Origin of the sequence: Alkalitalea saponilacus (genome assembly GCF_900168165.1) — a bacterium.
Lineage (GTDB): Bacteria > Bacteroidota > Bacteroidia > Bacteroidales > Marinilabiliaceae > Natronoflexus > Natronoflexus saponilacus.
In genome coordinates this window covers 97,068-122,665 of the sequence record NZ_FUYV01000002.1, presented here as the reverse complement: position 1 = coordinate 122,665, position 25,598 = coordinate 97,068, and the positions used below count along the sequence as shown (strand labels likewise).

Genomic DNA, 25,598 nt, shown 5'->3' with positions numbered 1-25,598 from the left:
GTCAAGTTATATAGATTTCAATTTGTTTCTTGATTTTGTATTGTTGAGTTTAATAGAATCAGTTGGATATTGTTGATTTGAATCTGAAAGTGTATAGTTATGTTGTTGATAGTGTGATGTTGGATGGTTTTTCTGGTTGTAGTAAAAAATGTTAACTGATTAATATATTACTGCCGTCAGGTTTCATTTTGAAATAAAAAGAATTAAATTTGTAATGTTTTTTAATTCTAAGTCGCGAATTAATTCAGTTATGTAACTAAACCGTTCCAAGAGTCAATTGTTACATCATAAACACTCAAGAGGTACTACTATAAATAATGTAATGTATATAGCTTGGCCGAATTGGATTTCGGAAAAGCCAATAACCTAAATTTTGATCGAATGGAAATGCAACAAAGACTTCCAAAAGCCCAGGGCTTGTATGACCCGGCCAATGAACATGAGAATTGTGGGATAGGATTCGTAGCGAATATAAAGGGTGTAAAGTCCAATGAAATAGTACGCAGAGGATTAGAGGTGCTTGTGAATATGACCCATCGTGGTGCTGAAAGTTCTGATAATAAATCCGGCGATGGAGCCGGAATTCTGATGCAGGTTCCGCATGATCTGTTTTCTACGTTTGATTTTAATCTTCCTCAGGCTGGTAGGTACGGTACAGGTTTAATCTTTCTTCCCCGGAATGAGAAGGAGCAGATGTTTTGTGTGTCTGAGCTGAACAGATGTTTACAGGAGGAAGGTTTGGATTTGATAGGATACCGGGATGTTCCTGTGAATAATAAGGTGTTGGGCGAAATAGCCAAAAGTAATGAACCAGTTGTTCGCCAAGTGTTTGTTCAGGGCGATTATGAGCAGGATGTTTTAGAAAGGAAACTGTTTTTGGCTCGAAAAGTTACCGAGAATGCCATCAGAAATTCCTCTCTGAAGCAGAAAGAACATTTTTATATCGTCAGTCTGTCAAGCAAGGTTTTTATATATAAAGGAATGTTGACGCCTGACCAGCTTGGTGAGTATTTCCTTGATTTGAAGCATCCGGGTATTTCCAGTGCCATCTCACTGGTTCATTCCCGCTTTAGTACCAACACTTTTCCTACATGGGATTTGGCACAGCCATTCCGTATGTTGGCGCATAACGGAGAGATCAACACCATAAAGGGAAACCGACTTTGGATGGAGGCAAGAGAGGGCTTGCTGGAATCGGATCTTTTTGGTGACGACCTAAAAAAACTGTTTCCGGTGATTGAACCTCATAAGAGCGACTCTGCATCGTTGGATAATGTGCTGGAGTTCCTGTTTATGACCGGAAGAACGCTCCCTCATGCATTGACGATGCTGATTCCCGAATCGTGGAACGATAAAAACCCGATTCCTCCCAGCTTGAAAGCTTATTACGAATACCATAGTACCATCATGGAACCTTGGGACGGTCCGGCATCTATCGTTTTTTCAGATGGACGGTACATTGGAGGTACCTTGGATAGAAACGGTTTGCGTCCCTCCAGATATGTTATAACAAAAAATGACATGATTGTGATGGGGTCTGAGGTGGGTGTACAGACTTTCCCTGCTGAGGAGATTGTTGTAAAGGGACGTTTACGTCCCGGAAAACTCTTGTTGGTAGATACTCAACTTGGCATCATTATTCCTGATGAAGAGATTAAATCTCAATTATCAAGATTGCACCCATATGAAAATTGGCTGAAAGAAAACCGAATCAGCCTGAATGATATTGATGTAAAACAACGAGTTTCATCCTCGTTGGGGAATAAATTCGACACTTATTTAAAAGCTTTTGGATATAACAAGGAAGATTTTGAGCAGATCATTTTTCCGATGGCTAATTCAGCCAATGAACCGGTAGGTTCAATGGGTAATGATACACCCATGGCAGCTTTGTCTGATAAGCCACAGAGGTTGTTCTCTTATTTTCGGCAGCTATTTGCACAGGTAACCAACCCTGCCATCGATCCTATCAGAGAAGGCTTGGTGATGGCCTTGACCAGCTATATCGGATCGGTTTCTAAGAATCTTCTCATCGAAACTCCGGCGCAGTGTCGTTCCATCAAATTTGCTTCGCCAATCTTATCAAATACAGATTTAGGCAAGATAAAGGATTACAGGAGAGAGGAGTTTACGCACGTTACCATTCCTATGACATTTACCGCTGATCAGGGTGGTGAAGGTCTTAAAAAAGCATTGATTACCATATGTAAAACGGCTGAAAAGGCCGTTGATGACGGTAATAATTATGTGATTCTAAGTGATAGAAACATCTCTTCCAAAGAGGTGGCTATTCCTTCATTATTGGCAACAGCAGCTGTTCATCATCATTTAGTGAAATCCAAAAAGCGGATGCAAATCGGGTTGATTGTAGAGACGGGAGAAGCGCGTGAAGTGATGCATTTTGCATTATTGTTGGGTTATGGAGCCAGTGTGATAAACCCTTATGTAAGTTTTGCCGTGATTGATGAAATGGTGAAAAAAGGGGTGATAAAAATGGATTATCATGAGGCTCGTGAGAATTATGTGAAATCCATCAATAAGGGGCTCTTAAAAGTGCTTTCGAAGATGGGTATCAGTACTCTGAGGAGCTATCACGGAGCACAGATTTTTGAAGCAGTGGGAATCTCCCAGGAAGTGATATCAACTTATTTCACCGGAACCTCATCACGAATTGGAGGCGTTGGATTTGAGGAACTTGCAAAAGAAGCAATCTTGTTTCACGAAAAAGCGTTTGCAGATGATAAGAGTGAAGGCCCTTTTGACAGTTTTGGAGCATACTCTTTCAGAAAATATGGAGAAAAGCATGGTTGGAATCCTGAAACCATTGGATTGCTTCAATGGGCTACTGCTGAAAATGATTATTCAAAATTCAAAGAGTACTCCAAAAGAGTTGACCACGACAATCAAACACCGCTCTTTTTACGAGGTTTCTTAAAGGTTAAAACAGGAAAGTCGATTGATATTAATGAAGTGGAGCCTGTGGAATCCATAATGAAACGATTTGTCACCGGCGCCATGTCCTACGGTTCTATTTCAAAGGAGGCACACGAGGCTTTGGCTTTAGCCATGAATAAGATTGGCGGACGAAGCAATACCGGAGAAGGAGGAGAGGACGCTTCCCGTTTTAAATCCAATGCTCGTAGTGCAATTAAACAGGTTGCCAGTGGCCGCTTTGGAGTAACCAACAATTATCTGGTAAATGCTGATGAACTTCAGATCAAAATAGCTCAGGGGGCTAAACCCGGCGAAGGTGGTCAGTTGCCGGGTTATAAAGTTGATAAAGTGATTGCTAAATTACGTAATTCCACTCCGGGAATTACGTTGATTTCCCCGCCACCGCATCATGATATCTACTCCATTGAAGATCTAGCTCAATTGATATTCGACTTGAAATGTACCAATCCATCAGCTAAAATCAGTGTGAAACTGGTTTCTGAAACCGGGGTTGGAACTGTTGCAGCGGGTGTGGCTAAAGCTCATGCCGATCTTATTACCATCAGCGGTACCGAGGGTGGAACCGGTGCGAGTCCTGTTAGTTCAATCAAGCATGCAGGTCTTCCTGTTGAACTTGGATTGGCTGAGGTTCAGCAAACGCTTGTGTTAAATAACCTGCGTGGGCGGGTAAAGATTCAGACCGATGGACAGTTGAAAACGGGACTGGATGTTATTAAAATGGCACTTATGGGTGCTGAAGAGTATGGCTTTGCAACTGCCGGTTTGGTTGTGCTTGGTTGTATAATGATGCGCAAATGCCATTTAAATACTTGTCCCGCCGGAATTGCTACGCAGGATGAAGAGTTACGCAAGCGTTTCATAGGAAAACATAAACATCTGGTTAACTTCTTTACATTTATTGCAACAGAGGTGCGTGAGCATCTTGCTGCGATGGGCGTTAAATCCATGGATGAAATCATAGGTCGTGCTGATCTGTTAGAGCAAAACAAAGAGGTTGGCAACTGGAAAACTTCAGGGATTGACTTATCTGCTTTAACCTACTTCCCGAAAGAGGGACGTAAATACCCCATTCGCCAGACCCTGGTTCAGAAGCATAAGGTTGATCAGGTGCTGGATCATGAATTAATTCGTCAAGCCAGACCTGCCATACAGAATAAAACCAAAGTCTGGATAGCTCACCCAATTGCTAATACCGACAGAACAGTAGGGGCCATGTTATCCGGTGAGGTTTCAAAGGTTTATGGTGAAGAAGGTTTACCACCAAGTACCATTAACTGCACATTTACAGGCTCGGCAGGACAAAGTTTAGGAGCTTTTCTTGTAAAAGGTGTCAGCATACGTTTGGAAGGTGATGCCAACGACTATCTGGGTAAAGGTTTGTCGGGGGGAGAAATCGTGGTTGTACCACCCAAAGGGTCTTCATTTAAACCTGAGGAAAATATCATTATTGGAAATACAGTATTATATGGAGCTACCTCAGGAAGTCTTTATGTACATGGAGTGGCAGGCGAGAGGTTTGCTGTAAGGAATTCAGGAGCCAATGCTGTAGTAGAAGGGGTTGGAGATCATTGCTGTGAGTACATGACCGGAGGTAGAGTGGTTGTAATTGGGTCAACCGGAAGAAATTTTGCTGCCGGAATGAGTGGTGGAATAGCTTATGTGCTGGATGAAAGTGGTAAGCTTGATTATTTCTGTAATAAAGGTTTGGTTGAGCTGAATCCGGTTCACGATTACGATGATATTAAAGAGCTTCAGGAGTTGTTAAATAACCATCTGTTGCATACAAACAGTGCTAAGGCAAGAGAAATTCTTGTTAATTGGGATTACTATCTTCCGAAGTTTGTGAAAATTATTCCATTTGAATATAAAAAGGTTCTTCAGCAACAAAAATTAATGGAACTGGAGCAAAAGCTAAAAGAAACGGAAGATGCTCCTTATATCAGAGAGTAGTAGTTCATTTAACTTAAGTAGTACTTTGGTCGCTCCGGGTAAAAGCCGGATGGCTGTATAAAAAATATAATTATGGGAAATCCAAGAGGTTTTATAGAGGTTCCGCAAAAATTCAGTGGTAATCGGCCTGTGAATGAGCGTGTTGATGATTATGGGGAAGTTGAGCAGGTTCTAAATGATCAGGATCGTCGATTACAGGCGTCCCGCTGCATGGATTGCGGTATTCCGTTTTGTCATTGGGCATGTCCTGTAGGAAGTAAGATTCCTGAGTGGCAGGACGCTTTATATAAAGGAGATTATGATGAGGCGTATAAAATTCTTCACTCAACAAACAGTTTTCCTGAATTTACCGGGAGAGTATGTCCGGCACCATGTGAAAAGTCATGCGTGTTGGCTATTCATGAAGAGGCTGTTACCATTCGGGAGAATGAGTCCTCAACTGTGGAAAAAGCATTTGAGCTAGGTGTGATCAAGCCACGTATACCAAAGAAGCGCACCGGGAAAAAAGTTGCAGTCATTGGTTCAGGGCCTGCCGGGTTGTCTGTTGCTGATTTGTTGAATCAGGCCGGACATACAGTTACTGTCTTTGAGCGTGATGATGCTGTAGGTGGTCTGTTGCGTTATGGGATTCCGGATTTTAAGCTAAATAAAAAAGTGATAGATCGAAGAATTCAGATTTTTGAAACAGAAGGGATAGAATTTAAGACAAATACGTCCGTTGGTGAGAACATTACCGGTAAGGAGATATTGAAGAAATACGATGCGGTGGTGTTGGCAATTGGCGCCATGAAACCTAGAGACCTTGCGGTTGAAGGACGTGATTTGAAAGGTGTCTATTTTGCAATGGAGTATCTGACTCAACAGAATAAAGTAAACCGAGGAGTTAATTTCAACGGTGAAAGGATTGAAGCGAAAGGAAAAAAGGTGTTGGTAATTGGTGGTGGAGATACCGGAAGCGATTGCGTAGGGACAGCAAACCGTCAAAGAGCCTCATGGGTTGGTCAGGTCGAGATTCTTCCAAAACCACAGGCTAAACGCAGACCTGGTAATCCATGGCCATATTGGCCAAATGTGCTTAAGACATCCTCCTCTCATGAAGAGGGATGTGAAAGGATGTGGAGTTTGGCCACCCGTAAATTTTTAGGTAAAGATGGAGTTGTAACTGGTGTTGAAGTGGCGGAGGTTGAGTGGACCAACGAAAATGGAAGTTGGAAGATGAGTGAAAAGCCTGATACGGTAAGAGTGATTGATGCTGATATGGTTTTTCTCTCAATGGGATTTGTTCATCCTGTACATGAAGGTTTAATAAAAGAGCTTAATCTGGAGTTAGATCCGAGAGGTAATGTTAAGATAGATGATAACTATTCAACCAGCATGGATGGGGTCTTTGCTGCAGGTGATGCAGCAAACGGAGCCAGTTTGGTGGTGACTGCTATTGCAAAAGGTCGGGAAGCGGCAGAAAAAGTTCATGACTATCTGAGTAAAAAATAGGGGTGGTCTTTTGTTTTTAGTGTTAATTGGTTGCTTGGGTGTGTTTGAATAGGGGGTGTACCAATAAAAAAGATTGTTATTTATATTTTTTAACATGAAAATGTAAGGGGTTTTAATAAAAAAGTTACATATTTGTAGTGTCTAACTCTCTAAATAAACAATTTGATATGGCAACATTAAGATTTATGGCATTGAAGGAGCTTCTGAAAAGGAAGCCCATGTACATTGAAGAACTGGGTAGAGCTACCTCAGAGTATTATGGTAAGCAGGTTTTCGATAAACCTAAAATGAAAAAATATCTTTCTAAGGATGCTTATGAGCATGTAATGGAAGCTATTAATAAAGGTACGAGAATCGACCGTAAAATGGCAGACCAGATTGCTTTGGGAATGAAAGCTTGGGCTACCGAAAATGGAGCGACACACTACACCCACTGGTTTCACCCTCTTACAGATGCAACCGCTGAAAAGCATGATGCATTTATTGTTACCGATTCTGTCAGTAATGGCGTAGTAGAAAGTTTTAGTGGAAAGTTGCTGGTTCAACAGGAACCCGATGCATCCAGTCTCCCTTCAGGTGGATTGAGAAACACTTTTGAAGCGCGAGGATATACAGCATGGGATGTATCTTCCCCTGCATTTATAGTTGGAACAACTTTGTGTTTGCCAACCATTTTCATATCCTACACTGGGGAAGCACTTGACTACAAAATGCCTCTCTTAAAGGCACTTGGTGCTGTTGATAAAGCAGCGGTGGATGTTTGTCAATACTTTGATAAAAATGTTTCTAAAGTGTCCAGTAATCTTGGATGGGAGCAGGAGTATTTCTTAGTTGATGAAGGACTCTTTATGGCACGTCCGGATCTTATGTTGACTGAAAGAACCCTAATGGGACACTCCTCAAGTAAAGATCAACAATTAGAAGATCATTATTTCAGCAGTATACCAGAGCGTGTTATTGCCTATATGGAGGATTTTGAGCATGAATCATATCTGCTAGGAATTCCTGTGAAAACCAGGCACAATGAGGTAGCACCAAACCAGTTTGAAATAGCTCCTATCTTTGAAGAGTGTAACCTAGCCAACGATCACAACCAATTAATCATGGATGTGATGAAAAGAATTGCTCGTAAACATGGTTTCCGAATTCTTTTCCATGAAAAACCATTCAAAGGTATCAATGGATCAGGAAAACATAATAACTGGTCGTTAAGCACTGATACTGGTGTTAACCTATTGTCCCCAGGAAAGAATCCACGTACCAATATGCAGTTTTTGACATTCCTTCTGAATGTAATGAAGGCTGTGTACGAGCATCAGGATTTGCTACTCGGAAGTATTTTGACTGCTAGCAATATGCACCGATTAGGTGCCAACGAAGCACCTCCGTCAATTATTTCAGTATTTCTTGGTCATGAGTTAAATCGTGTTTTGGATGAATTAGAGGAAACCGTACCGGATAAGAAGATGACGCCTGATGAAAAGACTTCCATTAAGCTGAATATTGGTAAAATTCCTGAAATCCTTCTCGATAATACCGATCGTAACCGTACTTCACCATTTGCTTTCACAGGAAACAGGTTTGAATACAGAGCCGTTGGTTCTTCTGCAAACTGTGCATCAGCAATGATCGTACTAAACACCATTGTTGCAGAACAGTTGAAGAAATTCAAATCAGAGGTGGATGGCTTAATTGAGAAAGGTGTTAAAAAGGATGAGGCTATTCTTCAAACATTGAAACGCTACATCAAAGAAACCAAGAAAATACGTTTTGATGGAAACGGATACAGTGCGGAATGGGTTGAGGAAGCAGCTCGAAGAGGTTTGTATAACATCTCGAATGCTCCTGAAGCCTTACATGCTTATCTTACTGATAAATCTAAAGCTCTGTTTGCTGCCAACGGTGTGTTTGAGCCGAAAGAACTAGAAGCTCGCGTTGAGGTGGAGATGGAGAAATATACGAAAAAGATTCAGATTGAATCTCGTGTGTTGGGTGATATAGCCATCAACCATATCGTTCCTACCGGTGTTAAGTACATGAACACTCTTATCACCAACGTTCAAGGATTGAAAGATGTATTTGGGGATACAGCAGATTTTAATGAGCTTGCCGGGGATCGTGTTGATTTGATTAAAAAGACTTCATACCATATTAAGAACATTAAAAACAAAGTTCATGAAATGGTAGAAGCAAGAAAAGTGGCTAATAAAGAAGAGGATGCGCATAAAGCAGCCGAACTTTATGATAAAACTGTTCGTCCATATCTGGATGATATTCGTTACCACATTGATAAGCTCGAACTTATTGTGGATAATGAAATGTGGCCACTTCCTAAATATCGCGAACTCTTGTTTGCACGATAGTTTGATTTTAAGGTTATTAAAGGGGGAAAACGGGTCTGCTTCAAAAGTGAAGCAGGCCCGTTTCGTTTTTAAGCTATTTTGTTTGTGAAAGAGGTGCTTTTTTATATCTTTCAAAATCTATTGTTATTGAGGAGATAATTATGGATGATTTTGAACAGGGAAGTGATGGTGTACGTATGCCACGGGTAATTGGTCCAATGGCAGGTTTTACTGTTGTTGCAGGCTCCATGTTGGGAGTTGGGATTTTCCTTTTCCCATCTGCAGTTGCTTCTGAAACAGGTTCTCTTCTGATGTTTTTTCTAATTTGGCTGCTGGGTGGTCTCTTTGCCTATTCAGGGGCGGTTGCGTGTGGTGAATTGGGAGCAATGCTCCCAAAAGCCGGAGGGGATTATGTTTTCCAGAAAGAAGCTTACGGTGATTCCGTCGCTTTTGCTTCCGGATGGGTTTTGTTTGTTACCATTTTTGGTGGCTCTATTGCCGGAATGGCCGTGGCGGTCTTTCAGTATCAGATATCAGCTCTTTCCGGTTTGGATATGATGGCCAATATTGCACCGGGTATCCCCCTGCAAAAAGCTAATTTTTTCGCAGTGTTATTAATTCTTTTAATTACTGCAATAAATTATGCTGGGACACGAATTGCAGCACGAACTCAAATTCTATTTACTCTTATTCCAATTCTATTCCTGATCTTTCTTGCTGGTTACGCCGTGCTAAGTGGATGGAGCGTCAGGCCGGATCAATCTATTCAGATTTGGGATTCATCGGTTTCAGCAGGAGGTGTTATTACTGCTTTTCTCTTTGTGAATTTTGCATATTCCGGGTGGCTTAATATAATTTATGTTGCAGGTGAAGTGAAAGACCCCGGTCGTAACATCCCAAAATCCATGACTTGGGCAACGGTTGTTGTTACTGTTCTCTATGTTTTGATGTGTGCTGCTTTTGTGTTCTCTCTTGGTTTTGAGGGATTGTCATCCCTCAAAAACATGGATGCGGGAACAGCAATGGCCAGAGCACTAAACAGTCCGGTTATGGCAAATTTGGTTTTAATCACCATCACCGTTGCCATTGTAACTTCATTAAATGCGACAATATTGACCAGTGCGCGTGTTGCATTTGCCATGGCAAAAGAGAGAGCTTTCTGGGCGGGAGCTGCACGACTTAATAAAATGAAAGTTCCGGGAAGAGCCTTATGGGTTCAGGCAATATTCGCTATTTTTTTAGTTCTTACCGGAAGCTTTTATGCCATCATTGAGATGGCCAGTATTGCCATGTTTATAACCGGCTCATTGACTGTTTTAGCGCTTTTTGTTTTAAGAGTAAAGCAACCCAATAGGTTCAGGCCTTATAAAGCAACAGGATACCCATGGTTGCCTGTTATTTATCTTCTGTTTTCTGCAGTAGCCTTGCTTGGTGCCGTTCGTCAGGCCTTTTTAACTGATGGGATTTCAGGATTTTATCCTTTTATGGGAGTGGCTGTCCTTATACTTGCTTATATCGGTCATCGGTTTATGTCAAACAGAGGGATTGTTTGATCTTTAATAAAGAGTAGTATCATATAGTGTTTGTGCTATTTTATATGCCATTTATCATCTATTTTTGTGGTTTCATCATATAATTGAAACCAGTTATGTGAATTGCGTATAAAGTAATTAGTTTGTAGTTTCTTTGTATGAACCTTCCTTACCCATAACAAAAGCTCATTAAAATTTAAACCAAAAAGCAACTGTTTTATGAAAAAGTTTCTACACTTTGTTGGGGGACTTGCGTCCGCATTTCTAGTTTATCTTCTTCTTTTTCCCTCCTTGTCAATGCATGCGCAGGTCTCATTTACTCACACCAGTAATGATGATTTTAATATCGGTAATTTCAATGATTTACTGGTTGGTTCCAATGCCATTGGCTTACCTTTTCAGGCATCGTCTATGGGCAACTGGGTTACTACCACAGTCATTCCTCAAACACTAAGTGGTCATCAGGCTGCCACCTGGAATAATCGTTTTGTATTTCTTTCAGGTGGGTTTAACGGAACATCTAATTCGCCACAAGTATATCGAGCTGCTTTGCAATCCTCAGGAATTAGTGGCTGGACAACGGTGTCGGCTCTTCCCAAAGGGGTTAGAAACCATGCAATGGTCATAGGAGACAATACCATTTATGTGTTAGGCGGTGCTACAGACGATGAGGTGAGTGACAGAATTTTTTATGCCACCATGAGTTTGAATGGAAATATTGGACAATGGCAAGAGATGGAAATTCGTTTGCCATCATCATTGCATGGGCATACTGCTGTGTTTTGTAACGGATATCTCTATGTTGCTGGTGGAAGTTCCCAGTTTTCAAATGGTAGTGGAACTTCTGAAGTATGGGTGGCACAAGTATTGGCTAACGGTAAATTATCGGAGTTTGAAGTGACAACTGTTCTGCCTGTGGAGGTGAGAAATCATACCATGGTTGTAGATGGTGAAGATGTTCTTGTGATAGGCGGTGTCAATAATGATGATGAAAAACTCAATACTGTTTTCCGTAATTTTTCTCAATCAGATGGTAATTTGGGAGGATGGGTTTCTGAGACAAACCTCCCTCAGGCTGTTAGTCATCATGCATCTTTTATTGCCAATGGACTATTGGTGGTGATGGGAGGGGAAAATGCGACTTCTATTACCAATGGTGTCGCTTTTGCTGACATTACAACCACTCCGCTGGTTTGGAGTTCCTCTACGGGGATGGTTGATTATGTAAAGGATTTTGTGGCATTTGGAGCCAACGGACAAGTGGTGTATGGCGGAGGAACCAACCTTTCAGGGGTTCCGATTGTAAATGCGAGGTATAGTTTGTTGACGCTTTCAACCAATCGAAAAAGTAAAGGTTTGTTTATTTCAACCAAGTTTGATGAACTTGGTGCCGAGCGCATCATTAGCGAACTATCCTTTGCAACAAGCATCGCAACTGGTGCAGGACTGGAAGTCTCCTTTAGAATTGCCGGTAATGATGGAGTATGGAGCAACTGGAACACGTATGAGGATATAAGTCCCATTGAAATTGAAGAAACCGGGAGATATCTGCAATACAAAGTTAAGTTATTTAATGATAAAACCGCAGCTCAGGCTACTTTGAATAGTGTTACGATGCAAACTCCCGGTAGTCAGTTAAGCGGAAACCTCAGTGGAAATGTTACCTATACTAAAGCTGCAAGCCCTTACTGGGTTACTGGAAATATTGTTTTTACCGGCGGTACACATACTTTTGAAGCAGGAACACAAATCTTGTTTTTACCTGAGGTAACCATGGAGGTTCGACAGGCAAATATTATTTGTAACGGGCTGGAAGGTGACTCTGTATATTTTACCGGGTATCTTGACGAAGAGGGGCTTTGGGGAGGAATTTGGTTCAGTGCGAACAGTAACAACGGTGTTTCTTCTCAATTTAATTATGTGGTGATATCAAACGCAGGACATGGAGTCAATAATGCTAACCTGCGTTGCAGCGACACTACCGAGCCTATGTTGAATAATTCTGTGATCAGGAATTCAACAGGTAGAGGAATTCATTTGCAAAATGCAAATATTAATATTGAGAATACTCAAGTGATAAATAATGCGTCGCACGGGATTAGCTTGCAATCTTCTTCTCCAACATTTATCAATACAGAAATTAGCAATAATGGAGATGCCGGGGTCATGATGACTGGTTTTGACTCCAACCCAACTTTTACCAATACAACCATTGGTGAAAATAAGTATGGAATATATTACAATACCCCCAATACCAGCATCAGGCAGCCTGGGGGGAGTCCCATCCTGGTTGATAATGAGTTTAATGGTATCGTTCTGCCGGAGGGAGATGTTACAAGCAATCAAACATGGTTTACCATTGATTATGATATTATTCTTTTGGGGCAATTAACGGTTCGAGCCAACAGACGTTTAACCATAGAACCCGGAAATACCATTAAAGCTATAGAAGGTGCTAGTTTGTATTTTAGTACATCATCTGTTAATTTTGGTGAATTATATGCTGTGGGAACTGAAGAACGACCCATAAAATTCACCTCCTTTAACGGTGAACCCGGAGGATGGGATGGCATTCATCTTAGATTAAATATATCCGGTCAAGCACCTTCAGAACTTGCATACTGTATTGTAGAAAATGGAAGAATTTACAATATTTATGCTGAAGGCACGGTGGTAAATATTGTGAACAGTGTTATACAGAATTCTGCTGGTAATGGCATTCGGTATCATAACAGTCGGGGCGAGTTAAGCCATTCAAAAGTTTTAAATAATGGATTGAACGGGGTAAGACTTAATGGATCAAGTACGCCGGTTATAAGTAATACCTTGTTTTCTCAAAATCAAGAGTATCCAATAGTGATGTTAGCATGGAATAGCCTTCCAATTCTTGAGGATAACAGTTATGAAGGCAATGGAATGCAGTACATATCTCTTAGTGGCGGAGATATTACAGGTGATATAACTTATGTAAATGACGGAATTCCTTACCATGTTAGAAATAATATCGCATTAACAGCATATCGAAATCCTGCTGATTTTATTGTCGAGCCAGGCGTAATATTTTTATTTGATCAGGATGTTTCTTTCGATGTTGGTCTTGTAAATAATAGCAATAATGGGGGTAATTTAATTGCAGAAGGAACAGAGGAACTCCCAATCGTGTTTGGTGCATTTGATCAATCGTTAGGCTGGGGAGGAATGAATTTCTTTAATGGAAGCAATTTATATGGTGCATCATCTTTTATGAAATATTGTGTTGTTGAGCATGGCGATGCCTATAACCTGTTTTGTGACAGAACGACCATGCCTTTAATGGAAAAAGTTACCATCAGAAATGCTGCTCAAAATGGTGTTTACTTAACCGCCGCATCACCGGAGTTTGATAATTGCCAAATACTTAACAACGGCACCAACGGTATGTTTTTAACCGGAGCGAGTACGCCAACAATAAGTAACACTACGTTTGGCGAAAATGAAGAATACCCATTGTATCTGGCAACCTGGAACAGTCTTCCAATTCTTGATAATAATAGCTATGCCGACAATGGTATGCAGTACATAGCTGTTAATGGGGGTCTTTATACTTCAGATGCAACTTTTTACAGTGATGGTATTCCTTATCATGTACTTGGCAATATTGGGTTAGAGCGTGATCGGGCTACAATTGATTTTATTGTTCATCCGGGTGTAGAAATGAGGTTTAATCCCGATGCTTCTCTCAATGTAGGCAGGAATACTCACAGTTGGTATACAGGTAATTTATTGGCGATAGGAACCGAAGATTCTCCCATTGTTTTTAAAGCTTTCGATGAGTCAGAAGGTTGGGGTGGCATTAACTATTATATTGGCAGTGATTTACACGGGGCTTCTTCTGTTATGAAATACTGCATCATTGAGCAGGGCTCTGAGTATAACATTTTCCTTGACAGAACCACTGAGCCCACTTTTAATAATAATGTCGTGCGTAACTCGGGAGGTTATGGAATACGACTATGGAATTCGCAACCCGATGCTTTTCGCAACAATGTTTTCATGAATAATCAGGATGCGTCCATTTATCTGGATGGAACCAGTCGTGTTACCATTGGGGGAGAACCTGAATATGTAAATAATTTTTATAGCAGCCCCGGATATGCTGTTTATAACAACACCATCAACGATATCAATGCGCGTTACAACTTTTGGAGTGCAGCAGATTCTGCCATGATTTCCAATGTTATTTATGATAAGCATAATCAGGCTGATCGTGGCAAGGTTTATACCGTGGAATTTGCTCAATTACCGTGGATGGAAGGAGAAGAGCTTCTACTTACCGGTGAGTTGCATTATGGAAATGAGGCTTCAACTCCGATGAGTGATGCCATCATCCGCATTGTGGATTTTGATGGCGTAGAAGTAGCTCAACAAACCGTTTCAGAAGCCGGTGATTTTGCATTTTCTGCATTCGCTTCGTCGGGTTATCGAATGTTGGTTGAGCCTGCTGAACCATGGGGTGGCGTAAATGCAACAGATGCATTGCTGGTTTTGAATCATTTTACCCGCAAAGAACTGCTTACCGGGTTAAGCCTTGCGGCAGCAGATGTAAATCTGAGCGGAAGTGTAAATGGTACCGATGCGCTCTTTATGTTGAAACGATATGCCGGATTAATTGATGAGTTTCCATCAGGCGATTTTCTTTATCATTACGATGATTATTTAGTGGATGGAAATTCTATTTTTAGCGGGCTAAGAGTATTGTGCTTTGGTGATGTTAATGGGTCATACAGCCTCTTGAAGAGTCTGAAATCAGGACAAGGAATTACCCCTTCGGGAGAGGTGGTTGTAACATCATACAATGAATTTGAATTGCCTTTCGATTTTGATATTGATGAAAATGTCGGAGCTATTTCCTTTGGGTTTTATTATCCTGAGGATATGATGAAAGTGAAAGGCGTTAGTTTTGATGGTGGAAATGGATTTGTATACAGCGCTCAAAACGGATTGTTCCGTTTTGCATGGGCAGGAACGGAACCGATTCAAACGAATCAGGAACAACCTCTGCGCATTGTGGTAGAGATGGAGGCATTAGATTTTGCACCAATTTCTGAATCTTTATTGCCTGAATTGTACGAAAACATTGAAATCGCCAATCAATGGGGAGAACCTTTAAGAGCTAATATATCTGCACCCGAGTTAAGAAAAGTAGCAACATTTCTGGATGAAAATAATATTAAGACATCATCGTTGGTAGTGTATCCTAATCCGGTAAAAGAGAGTGCAACAGTAAGTTTTGCCCTCGAAAGTGACGCTCTGCTTTCATTTGAGTTGGTAAATGCTGCCGGTACATCGGTTTATCAGTCAGGTGAGCAGTCTTTTGCACCGGGGAATCATCAGTACAGTATAGATGCTTCTTTGATAGCAAATGGTGTTTATATGCTCAATATGAGGGCTAATACAAACTATGGCGAAAGCATTCAAGTTGTAAAAATTGTTGTGTCCAAATAGACTATTATGAGAGTTTACATTAAAGAATTAATCGTTCTTTCTCTTATTGTACTTTTTGGACAAAAAACACTGTTTTCAGAAAACGCAGTTGTAAGCATTGGAACAGTCACAGACTGTTCCAATGAAATAGCAGTGCCGGTTGAAGTCTCCAATTTTAATAATGTGGGAGCCATATCGCTGGTACTTGAGTACAATGAGGAAGAATTTACATATGTCAATTACAGAAACAGGCATGCGGACTTTGCTAGTGGTATGCTGATTGTGAATGGTGGCAATGGACGTGTGATGATAAGTTGGATTGACACCAATCCAGTAAGTATTGATGAAGGTGTGCTGCTTGAATTGGAATTTGAGGTTCTAAAATATGGAAGCAGTTCACTTGGTTGGGATCTTGCAACCCCCGGAAATTGCGAAATAAGTAATGATTCCGGAGAGGTTCTGGATGTAATTTTTCAAGGAGGCTCTGTTACATTATTGCAACCACCTTCAATAACTCTTCAGCCCACATCGCAATTTATTCTGGAAAACGGAACAACTGTCTTTTCTGTATCAGCACAGGGTACTCAGTTGAGTTACCAATGGCAGTTGAGTGAAGATGGGGGAGAAACGTTTATAAACTTGTCAAACGTAGCGCCTTATTCCAATGTAACTACTGCTAATTTGAGGATAACCAATGCCTCGACCGGATTAAACGGTAACCTTTACCGATGTCATGTTTTGGGCACATGCTCTCCTTCAGTTTTCTCTAATAATGTATCATTGGAGGTTGTAAAACCGGTTATAGCATCTATTCCCTCTCTAACTGTGTGTCCGGGAACACATTCAATACCTGTTGAAACCGAGGGTTTTATCGATGTTTCTTCGTTTTCATTGGCAATAGGTTTTAATACCGATGTGGTTGAATTATTAGGGGTTGATAGTTTTCATCCTGATTTTAACAATACCGTTGTGGTAAACCAGGAGAATGGCATTGTTTATCTATCATGGGTTGCCTTGGAGTCCATAACGATTCTTAATGAGCCGCTATTTGAATTGTTGGTTAATGTTGAGCCGGGAAACAGCCAATTGCAATGGCAGGTTGAATCAAATGAGTTTTTTGGTTCATCCATGAATGAAATCCCCAGTGTGTATAACAACGGCAGTTTGCAAGTTAATTCTTTACCTCAGATTATGAGTCAACCACCCGACAGGGTGATTGCCGAGAATCAAAATGTCACATTCCCATTAACTGCATCTGGAACCGGCTTGTCATATCGCTGGCAGGTAAGTACCGATGGCGGGGATACTTTCACTGACCTGAATAATGGCAGCGGGTATTCGGGTGTAACAACAGCTACTTTATCAATCTCTTCTGTAGGAATTGATCTGGATGAAAATGTTTATCGTTGCCGGATAACAGGAACTTGCGAGCCAACGTTACATAGTAGGGAAGCCACGCTTACTGTCTTGCCTAATATTTCCACTACCTTGGGTACATCAACTATATGTCCCGGGGAAATTGCAATTCCTGTCAGGGTAAGCAGTTTCTCAAGGGTCGGAGCCTTTTCTCTTGCGCTTGAATATAATAATGAGGTATTGGAGTTTACCGGATATAGTAGTTTGCACGAGAGTCTGAGAGACGGCATGTTTGCGGCAAATGCCGATGAGGGGGTGTTATATATCAGTTGGGTGGGTACAACTGCGGCTTCCATTCCCGATAATGGTGTTTTGGTAGAGTTTGAATTTGATGGCGTTCCTGGCAGTTCTTCTCTGAACTGGAGGACAGATTCTGAGTTTGTTAACATTAACGGATTAAATATATTTTCGTCCTATCAAAACGGGAATATTAATGTTCCTCAAAATCCTGTTATAAATTCGCACCCTGAAGATCAAAGTATTTATGGAAGCGGAAGTGTACAGTTTGCTCTTCAGGCTTCTGGCACAGGTTTGTCGTATCAATGGCAGGAGAGTACAGATAATGGCGACAGCTGGAGTGATTTATCCAACGGAGGACGTTTTAGCGGTGCAACCAGCACACAGTTAACCTTAAGTAATGTGACAGCCGAAATGCAAGGCAACTTATACAGATGTAAAGTGTCGGGAAGTTGTCCTCCTGTGGTTTTCTCAAATGCAGGTAAGCTGGAGGTTACAACCCCGTTGATTTCTGTTTCGTTTGGTCACAACACGGGATTATGTGCTGGGATGCTTTATTTACCGATAAAGGTTACCAATGCCAATAATTTGGGAGCCATATCCCTTGTTGTTGCTTTTGATTCAGATGATGTGAATTTTTATGGGTATGATTGGGTGCACAGTGAGATGGAAGATGGCGTATTATCAGTAAATCAAATCGATGATTTGATTTATATTTCCTGGGCTTCAGCGGAGCCTGCTAATGTTGGCGATGATGTGCTTATAGAGTTGCGATTTGATGCTGATCTTGGGGTGTCTACCTCCTTTTCATGGGAGAAGGAGGAGATTGAATTCAGTGATTTCAATGGAAATAAAATTCCTTTTAATCTGGGGAATCAATCAATAAGTATTTCACATGAACATGAGAATTTCTTCGAAACTGATGAAGATGAGTTTTGTCAAGGTGATGTTTATTATTTTGGAAGACAGGATCTTACTGAGTCAGGTACCTATACCGAAGTGTTTAAAGCCTACAATGGCTGTGATTCCACTGTTGTGTTGACTTTGGTTATGCTTCCATCTCCTGAAGTTACAATGCCCGATGATGAGGTGTTGTGTGTTAATGATGCCCCATTGGTGCTATCCGGTGCCTTGCCCGTCGGCGGAGTATTCTCGGGCTCCGGAGTTCAAGAAGGCATTTTTGATCCGCAGGAATCTGGAGTAGGTGTTCATGAGATTGAATACCTTTATACATCTGAAAATGGATGTAAAAGTATTGGTGTGTTTATCGCAGAGGTGTTTCCACTCCCTGAGGTCGTGATGCCTTCTGATCTGCAGTTGTGTTTAAATGATGCACCCCTGGAATTGTCGGAGGCACTGCCTGCTGGTGGTATATATTCGGGTTCCGGTGTTCACGAAGGGTTTTTTAATCCACGTGAATCAGGAACAGGTGTTCATGAGATTAATTATCTCTACACAGATGAAAATGGATGTACAAGTACCGGAGTGTTCTCAGCCGAGGTGTTTCCACTCCCTGAAATCGTAATGCCTCCTGATTTGACCTTATGTACGAATGATTCACCCATAGAGTTGTCCGGTGCAACTCCGGTTGGTGGTCAATATTCTGGTTTAGGGGTATTGGATGGTTTTTTTGATCCGATAATTTCAGGAGCCGGGTTGTTTGATGTTGAGTATTTTTACACTGATGGAAATGGTTGTATTGGTGAAGGAGTTATGCAGATAACCGTTGAAGTCTGTACAGGTTTCAATTCTCACGAATTGAAGGATGTTAAAGTATGGCCAAATCCCGCAACAGTAGAGATCTTTATTAATGCCTCTCGGGTTTTGAGTGTTTTTATTTATGATATTACGGGGCGTGAGGTGATTGTAACTACCGTTGATGTCATAAATCAGAGCATAGATGTATCCGGCTTGCCAAGTGGAGTTTACGTTGTAAGCTTATGCTCGCATGAAGGCTGTGAGAGTCTTAAGCTGATCATCCAAAGGTGAGTTTGTTGAGAAAGTATATTTTAAAAGTCCTGTGCAGAATACTGCACAGGACTTTTGATTTTTAATACCAATTAACGATCAGATAGTTGCTCCAAGGCATTCACAGATAAGGAATCATTTGCTCCTTTGCGAAAAGTATTATTTATGGTTTGATGGTAATTGTTTCATCTTTTATTCTATGAAGCTATTTAAGTGTTCATTTTCGACTTTTGCTAAAATTGTCCCAGTCGGTTTGTTTCAAACTATCTAATATGTGTGTGTATGTTGCCAAAACATTTTTAATTAATAACTAGTCACACTTATTCAGATAAAATGTGACAACTTTTATTCACGTTTTTATAAGATATTTGTGATAAAGAATAATTCGACTATACTTAATATGATATTCTATGAGATTTAATTTAACTGACATTCGGATGAGGTTGGTGCAAAAGTCAAAATTTGGATTGCTTAGCATTATCCTTGTAACTTTTTTTGGAACTGTAGCCTGTGCACAGGTGAAACCTGTGGCAACAATTCCTTATGAGATTGCTCCTATTGTGGCGCCATTTGAAATGATTCAATTGGAAAGACCCACATTCCCTAATCGGGTATTTAATATTGTCGATTTCGGAGCCAAAGAAATGGGAAGCGATAAGTCTTTTAAATCCACAGAGGCCATTCATCGCGCCATTGATGCTGCACATGCAGTTGGAGGAGGAAAAGTATTAATACCTGCCGGAAACTGGTTAACCGGACCGATTCACCTGAGAAGTAATATTCATTTACACATTTCTGAAGGAAGTACAGTTTACTTCAGTGAAGATAAAGAGGACTATCTGCCTGTAGTTATTCAGCGATACGAAGGTGTAGAAGTATATAACTACTCTCCGCTTATTTATGCTTACAGGGTTAGAAATGTTGCCATTACCGGAAAAGGAGTTCTTGACGGACAGGCTGGCCATTGGCTGGCAGATTGGACTGTTCAACCCAGGGCAGAAGCAACCAAAGTACCCTTGTCAAGAAGAACAAATTTTGGAAAAGGTTCCGGTACAGAGGGGATGCGACCAAATTTTGTTGTTTTCTGGGAGTCTGAAGATCTGTTGATTGAAGGAATTACCGTTAATAACGGACCGATGTGGAATCTACATTTGGTTTATTCGCAACGTGCCATCATACGTGATGTTACCATCAATAGCCGGGACTCTCATAATGGCGATGGAATTGTGATTGACTCATCAAGAGACGTATTGGTTGAGCATACTACGTTGAGCACTGGAGATGACGCGATTGTTATCAAATCTGGTTTTAACGAAGAGGGATTGGAAATCAATATTCCGACAGAAAATGTTGTGATTCGTCATTTCCATGCATACAGAGTGGTTACCGGTAGTGGCGGTGTAGTTTTTGGAAGTGAAACTTCGGGAGGTATTCGCAATATTTACGTGCACAATGCCTTGTTTGAAGATTGTGACCGGGGTATTCGGTTTAAAACTGCCCGTGGTAGGGGAAATGTTACTGAGAATATATATATCAGAGATATAGAGGTGATTAATTCTACATATGAAGCTCTTAACTTCAATACATTTTACACAGGAGCTGGAGTTGGCCCTGCTCCACTGTTAAGAAACATCGACATCCGAAATATTAGAATTGATGGAGTACCCAGAGCAATTGTTTTAAATGGTCTGCCTGAGAAGTGGCTGGAGGATATCTATCTGGAGAATATTGAAGTAGTAAATGCCCGCGAAGGAATTCGTCTCCACAGAGTAAAAAATCTCAATATGAGAAATGTTTCGATTCAATCAGAAGAGAGAGCGATGGTAGCACACGATGTGTATGAACTATATCTTGACAACGTTTCTTTGTCTGATAAAAAAGGAGAAGAGCCCATTCGTTTAGAAGGAAAATATACCGGCGTTGTTGTGATGCCTAACTATGAGCCGGGAATGGTCAGTTTTGACAGGGATGTGAAAGAAGATGTTATCAGAAAGGAACTTCCTACTGCAGCTTGGTAGAGATTAAAACTCTTTGAGTTCATAACTATATTTTTTTGATGAAAGCCATGCAAAACCTATATTGGTTTGGCATGGCTTTTTTGTGAAAATATTTCTGTGGAAAAAGAAATGCCTTGAGATATCTACTTTTAATGCTATGCAGCATAATTATTTGAGCAGGTTGTTTTTTTTTATTTACTTTTGGCAAAAGTGTTTGGTAATTATTACATTGTAGGATGTAAGGCATGTAAGCGTGTTTTTTATGAATAGATTAAGACAAATAATTCAAAAGGTTTCAGAGAATAAACTCATAAGAGTTTATTCAGTTTTGATTTTCTTTGTTTCATCTCAATTCATAGTAAATGCGGAAACTTTTCGAGTAGGAATATATCCAAATCCTCCAAAACTCTATTTTAATGATGCAGGAGAACCTGTAGGTTTTTTTGTGGATATTTTAAATGATATTGCCAAAAATGAGGGATGGAAGCTTGACTATGTAGAAGGGGAGTGGGAAGATTTTTATTTGGATATTCAGGAAGGAAGAATAGACATTCTTCCTGATGTTGCATTCTCTTCAGGTCGCGACACCATTTTTTACTTTAACCAGATACCAGTTATAGAATCCTGGTTGGAGATTTTTTCAGTGGGGGAAATTATCTCATCTGTTACAGATTTGGATGGTACTAGGATTGGTGTTTTGCGTGGTTCAATACAGGAATCATATTTAAGATATGATCTGCCAAATTCTTTTCAATTGGAATATGAAGTAATTGGTTTCAGAAATTATCCAGAATTGGCTCAGGGTCTAGCTCAAAACGAGGTTGATTTTATAATTGCCGATCGCTTTTTCTATTTTTCGGGGCTATTTGATTCTGATTTTGTCTCTTCTCCGTTAGTTTTTCGCCCTTCCAAATTACATTTTGTATTTTCTCCGAATGTGAACTTCTCAATTATCGAAAAAGTTGATCAACAACTTCGGGTTATGATCAATGATCCCCAGTCTGTTTATTTTCGCTCTTTGCGTCAATGGCTTGAACGTGATCAGGCAGACGGAATTCCCGGATATGTTTTTTGGTTAATCTATATATTGCTGGGTGTAATCATGTTGTTTTTAGTGTTTACACTCTTATTAAGAAGTGCAGTTAAAAGTCACACACAACTTTTAGGAGAAAAGAACTCAGAATTGGAGAAGGTAAAGAACGAATTGGAAGATCAAATGACTTTTCTGACAAGCGTGGTACAGGCTGTTCCATCAGGTATATACCGGATTAAGATGAGAGCGGGAAGCGTTTATCACGAGTCAGGCTTGCCTGTTATCAGTGTATTATATTGCAACGAGATGTTTGCCAAAATGGTAGGGACGACCGTTAATGAACTCAAGGTCGATCCTTATATTCCAATAAATGCCATTCATCCCGATGACCGACAGAGTTTTCTGGAGGCAAATCAAAGAGCGTATGAAAGAAAAGAGAAATTTATTTGGGAAGGCCGATTAATAACAAATAACAACGAGCGATGGCACAGGGACGAGTCTATTCCCTATATTCTTCCGAATGGAGATGTCATCTGGACAGGATCCATGCAGGATATTCATTTTAGAAAAGAAAAGGAAGAAAGACTATTCGAAAGTGAGAAGTTGTTCCATAAATTGGCTGAAATATCCCCAGTGGGAATATTCCGTACCAGGGCAAATGGATATACCACATATGTGAATCCACGTTGGAGTGAACTTTCAGGTCTGAGTTTTAGCGATGCACTGGGTGATGGATGGCTCAGGGCTGTTCATCCTGAAGATCTTGACAGAGTTGTTTCCGGATGGAAACAACGTACCCTTGACCAGCAGCCTTCATCAGTGGAATATCGTTTTCTCAAACCTGACAGAACAGTGGTTTGGGTTCTTGGTTTCGCAGTCCCCGAAAAAAATGACGATGTTTTTGAAGGTTACATTGGTACCATCACAGATATCACTGAAAGAAAAATAAACGAACTCATTTTAGAACAAAAAAATAAGGAATTAACAAAAGCTAAGGAAAAGGCGGAGGAGAGTGATCGTTTAAAATCAGCATTTCTGGCAAATATGAGCCACGAGATTCGTACTCCGATGAATGCGATATATGGGTTTTCAGAACTTTTACGCACGGCTGAAAGCGATGCCGAACGTGAGGATTTTATCACGATAATTAAAGAAAATAGTCATCTTTTGTTGGGTATTATAAGTGATATTCTTGATGTTTCCAGAATTGAGGCGGGACAAATCACGGTGTCGTATACAAAATTCTCTCTTAATGAGGTGCTTGATTCAGTCTTTTCTTTGTTTAATAGCCGTGTAAAAGCTGGTAAAACCAAGTTGTTAATAGAAAAGGGAACAGTGACGCCATCTGATATGATATATTCTGACGAGATTAAACTACGTCAGATTTTGAATAACCTCCTCTCAAATGCGGTTAAATTTACGCCGGAGGGAAAGATTATAGCCGGTTATCAATTTAAATCAGACCATATTGAGCTTTATGTGAAAGATACCGGTGTAGGAATACCTGAAGATTGTTTTTATCAGGTGTTTGAACGCTTTCAGCAGGTGAATAACTCACTCACTCACTCCTTAAAAGGAACCGGTTTGGGACTTTCAATAGCCAAAGCATATGTTGAAATGTTAGGCGGGAAGATTTGGTTTGAATCGCAGGAAGGGAGGGGGACGAGTTTTTATTTTACCTTGCCGATAAAATAAAAACCACTTCGGAGCTTAATTCCGAAGTGGTTAGACAAACCATTTTGAAGGAATGGTTATTCGTTTATGGTGATGATTTTATAATCCCATGGATTCAATGTCAATGACTCAAATGGAAGAGTCATGCTTTTCTTTGAAAAGTATTCCTGGTATTCTCCGGAAATTCCAACAGAGGCATCCATTACAATTTCCTGTGGAGAAAGATTAAAAAGGGCAACAACTTTGTTGTTGTCTTTTTCCCTTTTAAATAGGAAGATCTCTTCAGGATACTCGGTGGCTATGATGGTCATTTCTCCGCCGGCTTTTCCGTTCCATAAAGCTCTGTTCTCTTTCTTTAGCCTAATTAAAGATTGGTAAAATGGAGTCATATTCATGGGATCGCTCCAATCTACTTCATCTTTCTCAAAGAATTCCAGCATGTGATCCATTCCAACTTCTTGTCCGGTATAAATCAGAGGCATTCCTTCAATAGCGAAAGTCAGCGTGGCAAAAGTTTTAACAGCGTCACCCATTCTTTCGAACTCGGTTGAAGCCCAGCTGTTTTCGTCGTGGTTTGTGATGAAATGCATGGGGTAAGTACCCAATGGATATGTTTCGTAGAGATTTTCGAAATATTCCACAACATCCGTCACATTCTGCTCTCCGGCTGCCACAGCATTCATGATGTGATGAAACGACCACCCATAATTTGAATTGAAGGCCTTGTTCAACAAAGCTGTTTCGTCTTCGTCCTCTGCCAAAAGATAAACAGGCTTAATATTGTCGAGAGCCATCCTTGCATCTTCCCAAAAATCCACAGGAACCAGTCCGGCCACATCGCAACGGTAGCCATCTATGTTGGCCTCCCGTACCCAGAACTCAAGCGCATCAATCATGGCAGCACGCATTTCATGGTTGTTGTAATCAAGCTGCGCTACATCTGTCCAGTCGTAAGGTGCGAACATATTTCCCAATGAGTCGCGGTCGTACCATTCAGGATGTTTTTCAACCCATGGGTGATCCCATGCCGAATGATTGGCCACCCAATCGAGGAACACTTTCATCCCTAATTCATGAGCCTGGTTAACAATGGCTTTGAAATCTTCAAAAGTGCCAAACTCGGGATTGACGCCTTTGTAGTCTTTAATGGAGTAGTAGGAGCCAAGCGTCCCTTTTCGCTCTTTCTCCCCAATGGGATGAATGGGCATAAACCATAAAAAGTCAACTCCCAGTTCTTTAAGTCGCGGTAAATGCGCTGCAAAAGCTTCAAAAGTGCCTTCAGGAGTATATTGTCGCACATTTACTTCGTAAATAACCGCGTTATGACTCCAATCCGGGATTGGAACCTCGCTGACAGGTCTCTGAAGTTTTGATATCTCTTGTTGGGTCTGAGTGCCACAGGCTGCTATTAGGCCGACCAAGGCAAACAGAAAAATAATTTTCTTCATTTTATTCTGTTTTGATGTTTGTGTTATTATGATTCTTTACTTAGCGATCTCCCTCAGCTATCTGTTAAAAATTACAGATGGTTTAAGCATTG

9 protein-coding genes are annotated in these 25,598 nt (G+C 40.7%); 8 read left to right on the top strand and 1 reads right to left on the bottom strand.

The window, feature by feature from the left end:
* Positions 1–381: 381 nt before the first annotated feature.
* The 8 genes from gltB to B5X70_RS02515 all read left to right on the top strand — a co-directional run bounded on the left by gltB (position 382) and on the right by B5X70_RS02515 (position 24,079).
* Positions 382–4,905, top strand: coding sequence for a glutamate synthase large subunit (gene gltB, locus B5X70_RS02555; RefSeq protein WP_232468291.1), 4,524 nt, complete (start codon positions 382–384; stop codon positions 4,903–4,905).
* Between the two features lie 72 nt (positions 4,906–4,977).
* Positions 4,978–6,396 (top strand): glutamate synthase subunit beta, encoded by a 1,419-nt coding sequence (locus tag B5X70_RS02550; RefSeq protein ID WP_079556308.1) that lies wholly within the window; start codon positions 4,978–4,980, stop codon positions 6,394–6,396.
* A gap of 167 nt (positions 6,397–6,563) precedes the next feature.
* A complete protein-coding gene (locus tag B5X70_RS02545; RefSeq protein ID WP_079556307.1) occupies positions 6,564–8,759 on the top strand; it encodes a glutamine synthetase III family protein in 2,196 nt (731 codons plus the stop codon).
* 140 nt (positions 8,760–8,899) lie between these two features.
* On the top strand, positions 8,900–10,291 hold the full coding sequence (locus tag B5X70_RS02540) for an APC family permease (protein WP_079556306.1): 1,392 nt from the start codon (positions 8,900–8,902) through the stop codon (positions 10,289–10,291).
* A 198-nt stretch (positions 10,292–10,489) separates the two neighbouring features.
* Positions 10,490–15,754: a right-handed parallel beta-helix repeat-containing protein gene (locus B5X70_RS02535; protein WP_079556305.1), complete on the top strand. Its 5,265-nt coding sequence runs from the start codon at positions 10,490–10,492 to the stop codon at positions 15,752–15,754.
* A 6-nt stretch (positions 15,755–15,760) separates the two neighbouring features.
* Entirely contained in the window at positions 15,761–19,375 is a 3,615-nt protein-coding gene (locus B5X70_RS02530) for a cohesin domain-containing protein (RefSeq protein ID WP_079556304.1), read from the top strand.
* Positions 19,376–19,764: 389 nt separating this feature from the next.
* A complete protein-coding gene (locus tag B5X70_RS02525; RefSeq protein ID WP_079556303.1) occupies positions 19,765–21,372 on the top strand; it encodes a glycoside hydrolase family 28 protein in 1,608 nt (535 codons plus the stop codon).
* 241 nt (positions 21,373–21,613) lie between these two features.
* A complete protein-coding gene (locus B5X70_RS02515; protein WP_079556301.1) occupies positions 21,614–24,079 on the top strand; it encodes an ATP-binding protein in 2,466 nt (821 codons plus the stop codon).
* A gap of 56 nt (positions 24,080–24,135) precedes the next feature.
* On the opposite strand, the gene B5X70_RS02510 is transcribed toward B5X70_RS02515, so the two are convergent.
* Positions 24,136–25,506 carry an alpha-amylase family glycosyl hydrolase gene (locus tag B5X70_RS02510; RefSeq protein WP_079556300.1) on the bottom strand — a complete coding sequence of 457 codons (1,371 nt, stop codon included), beginning with the start codon at positions 25,504–25,506 and terminating at the stop codon, positions 24,136–24,138.
* Positions 25,507–25,598 lie beyond the last annotated feature (92 nt).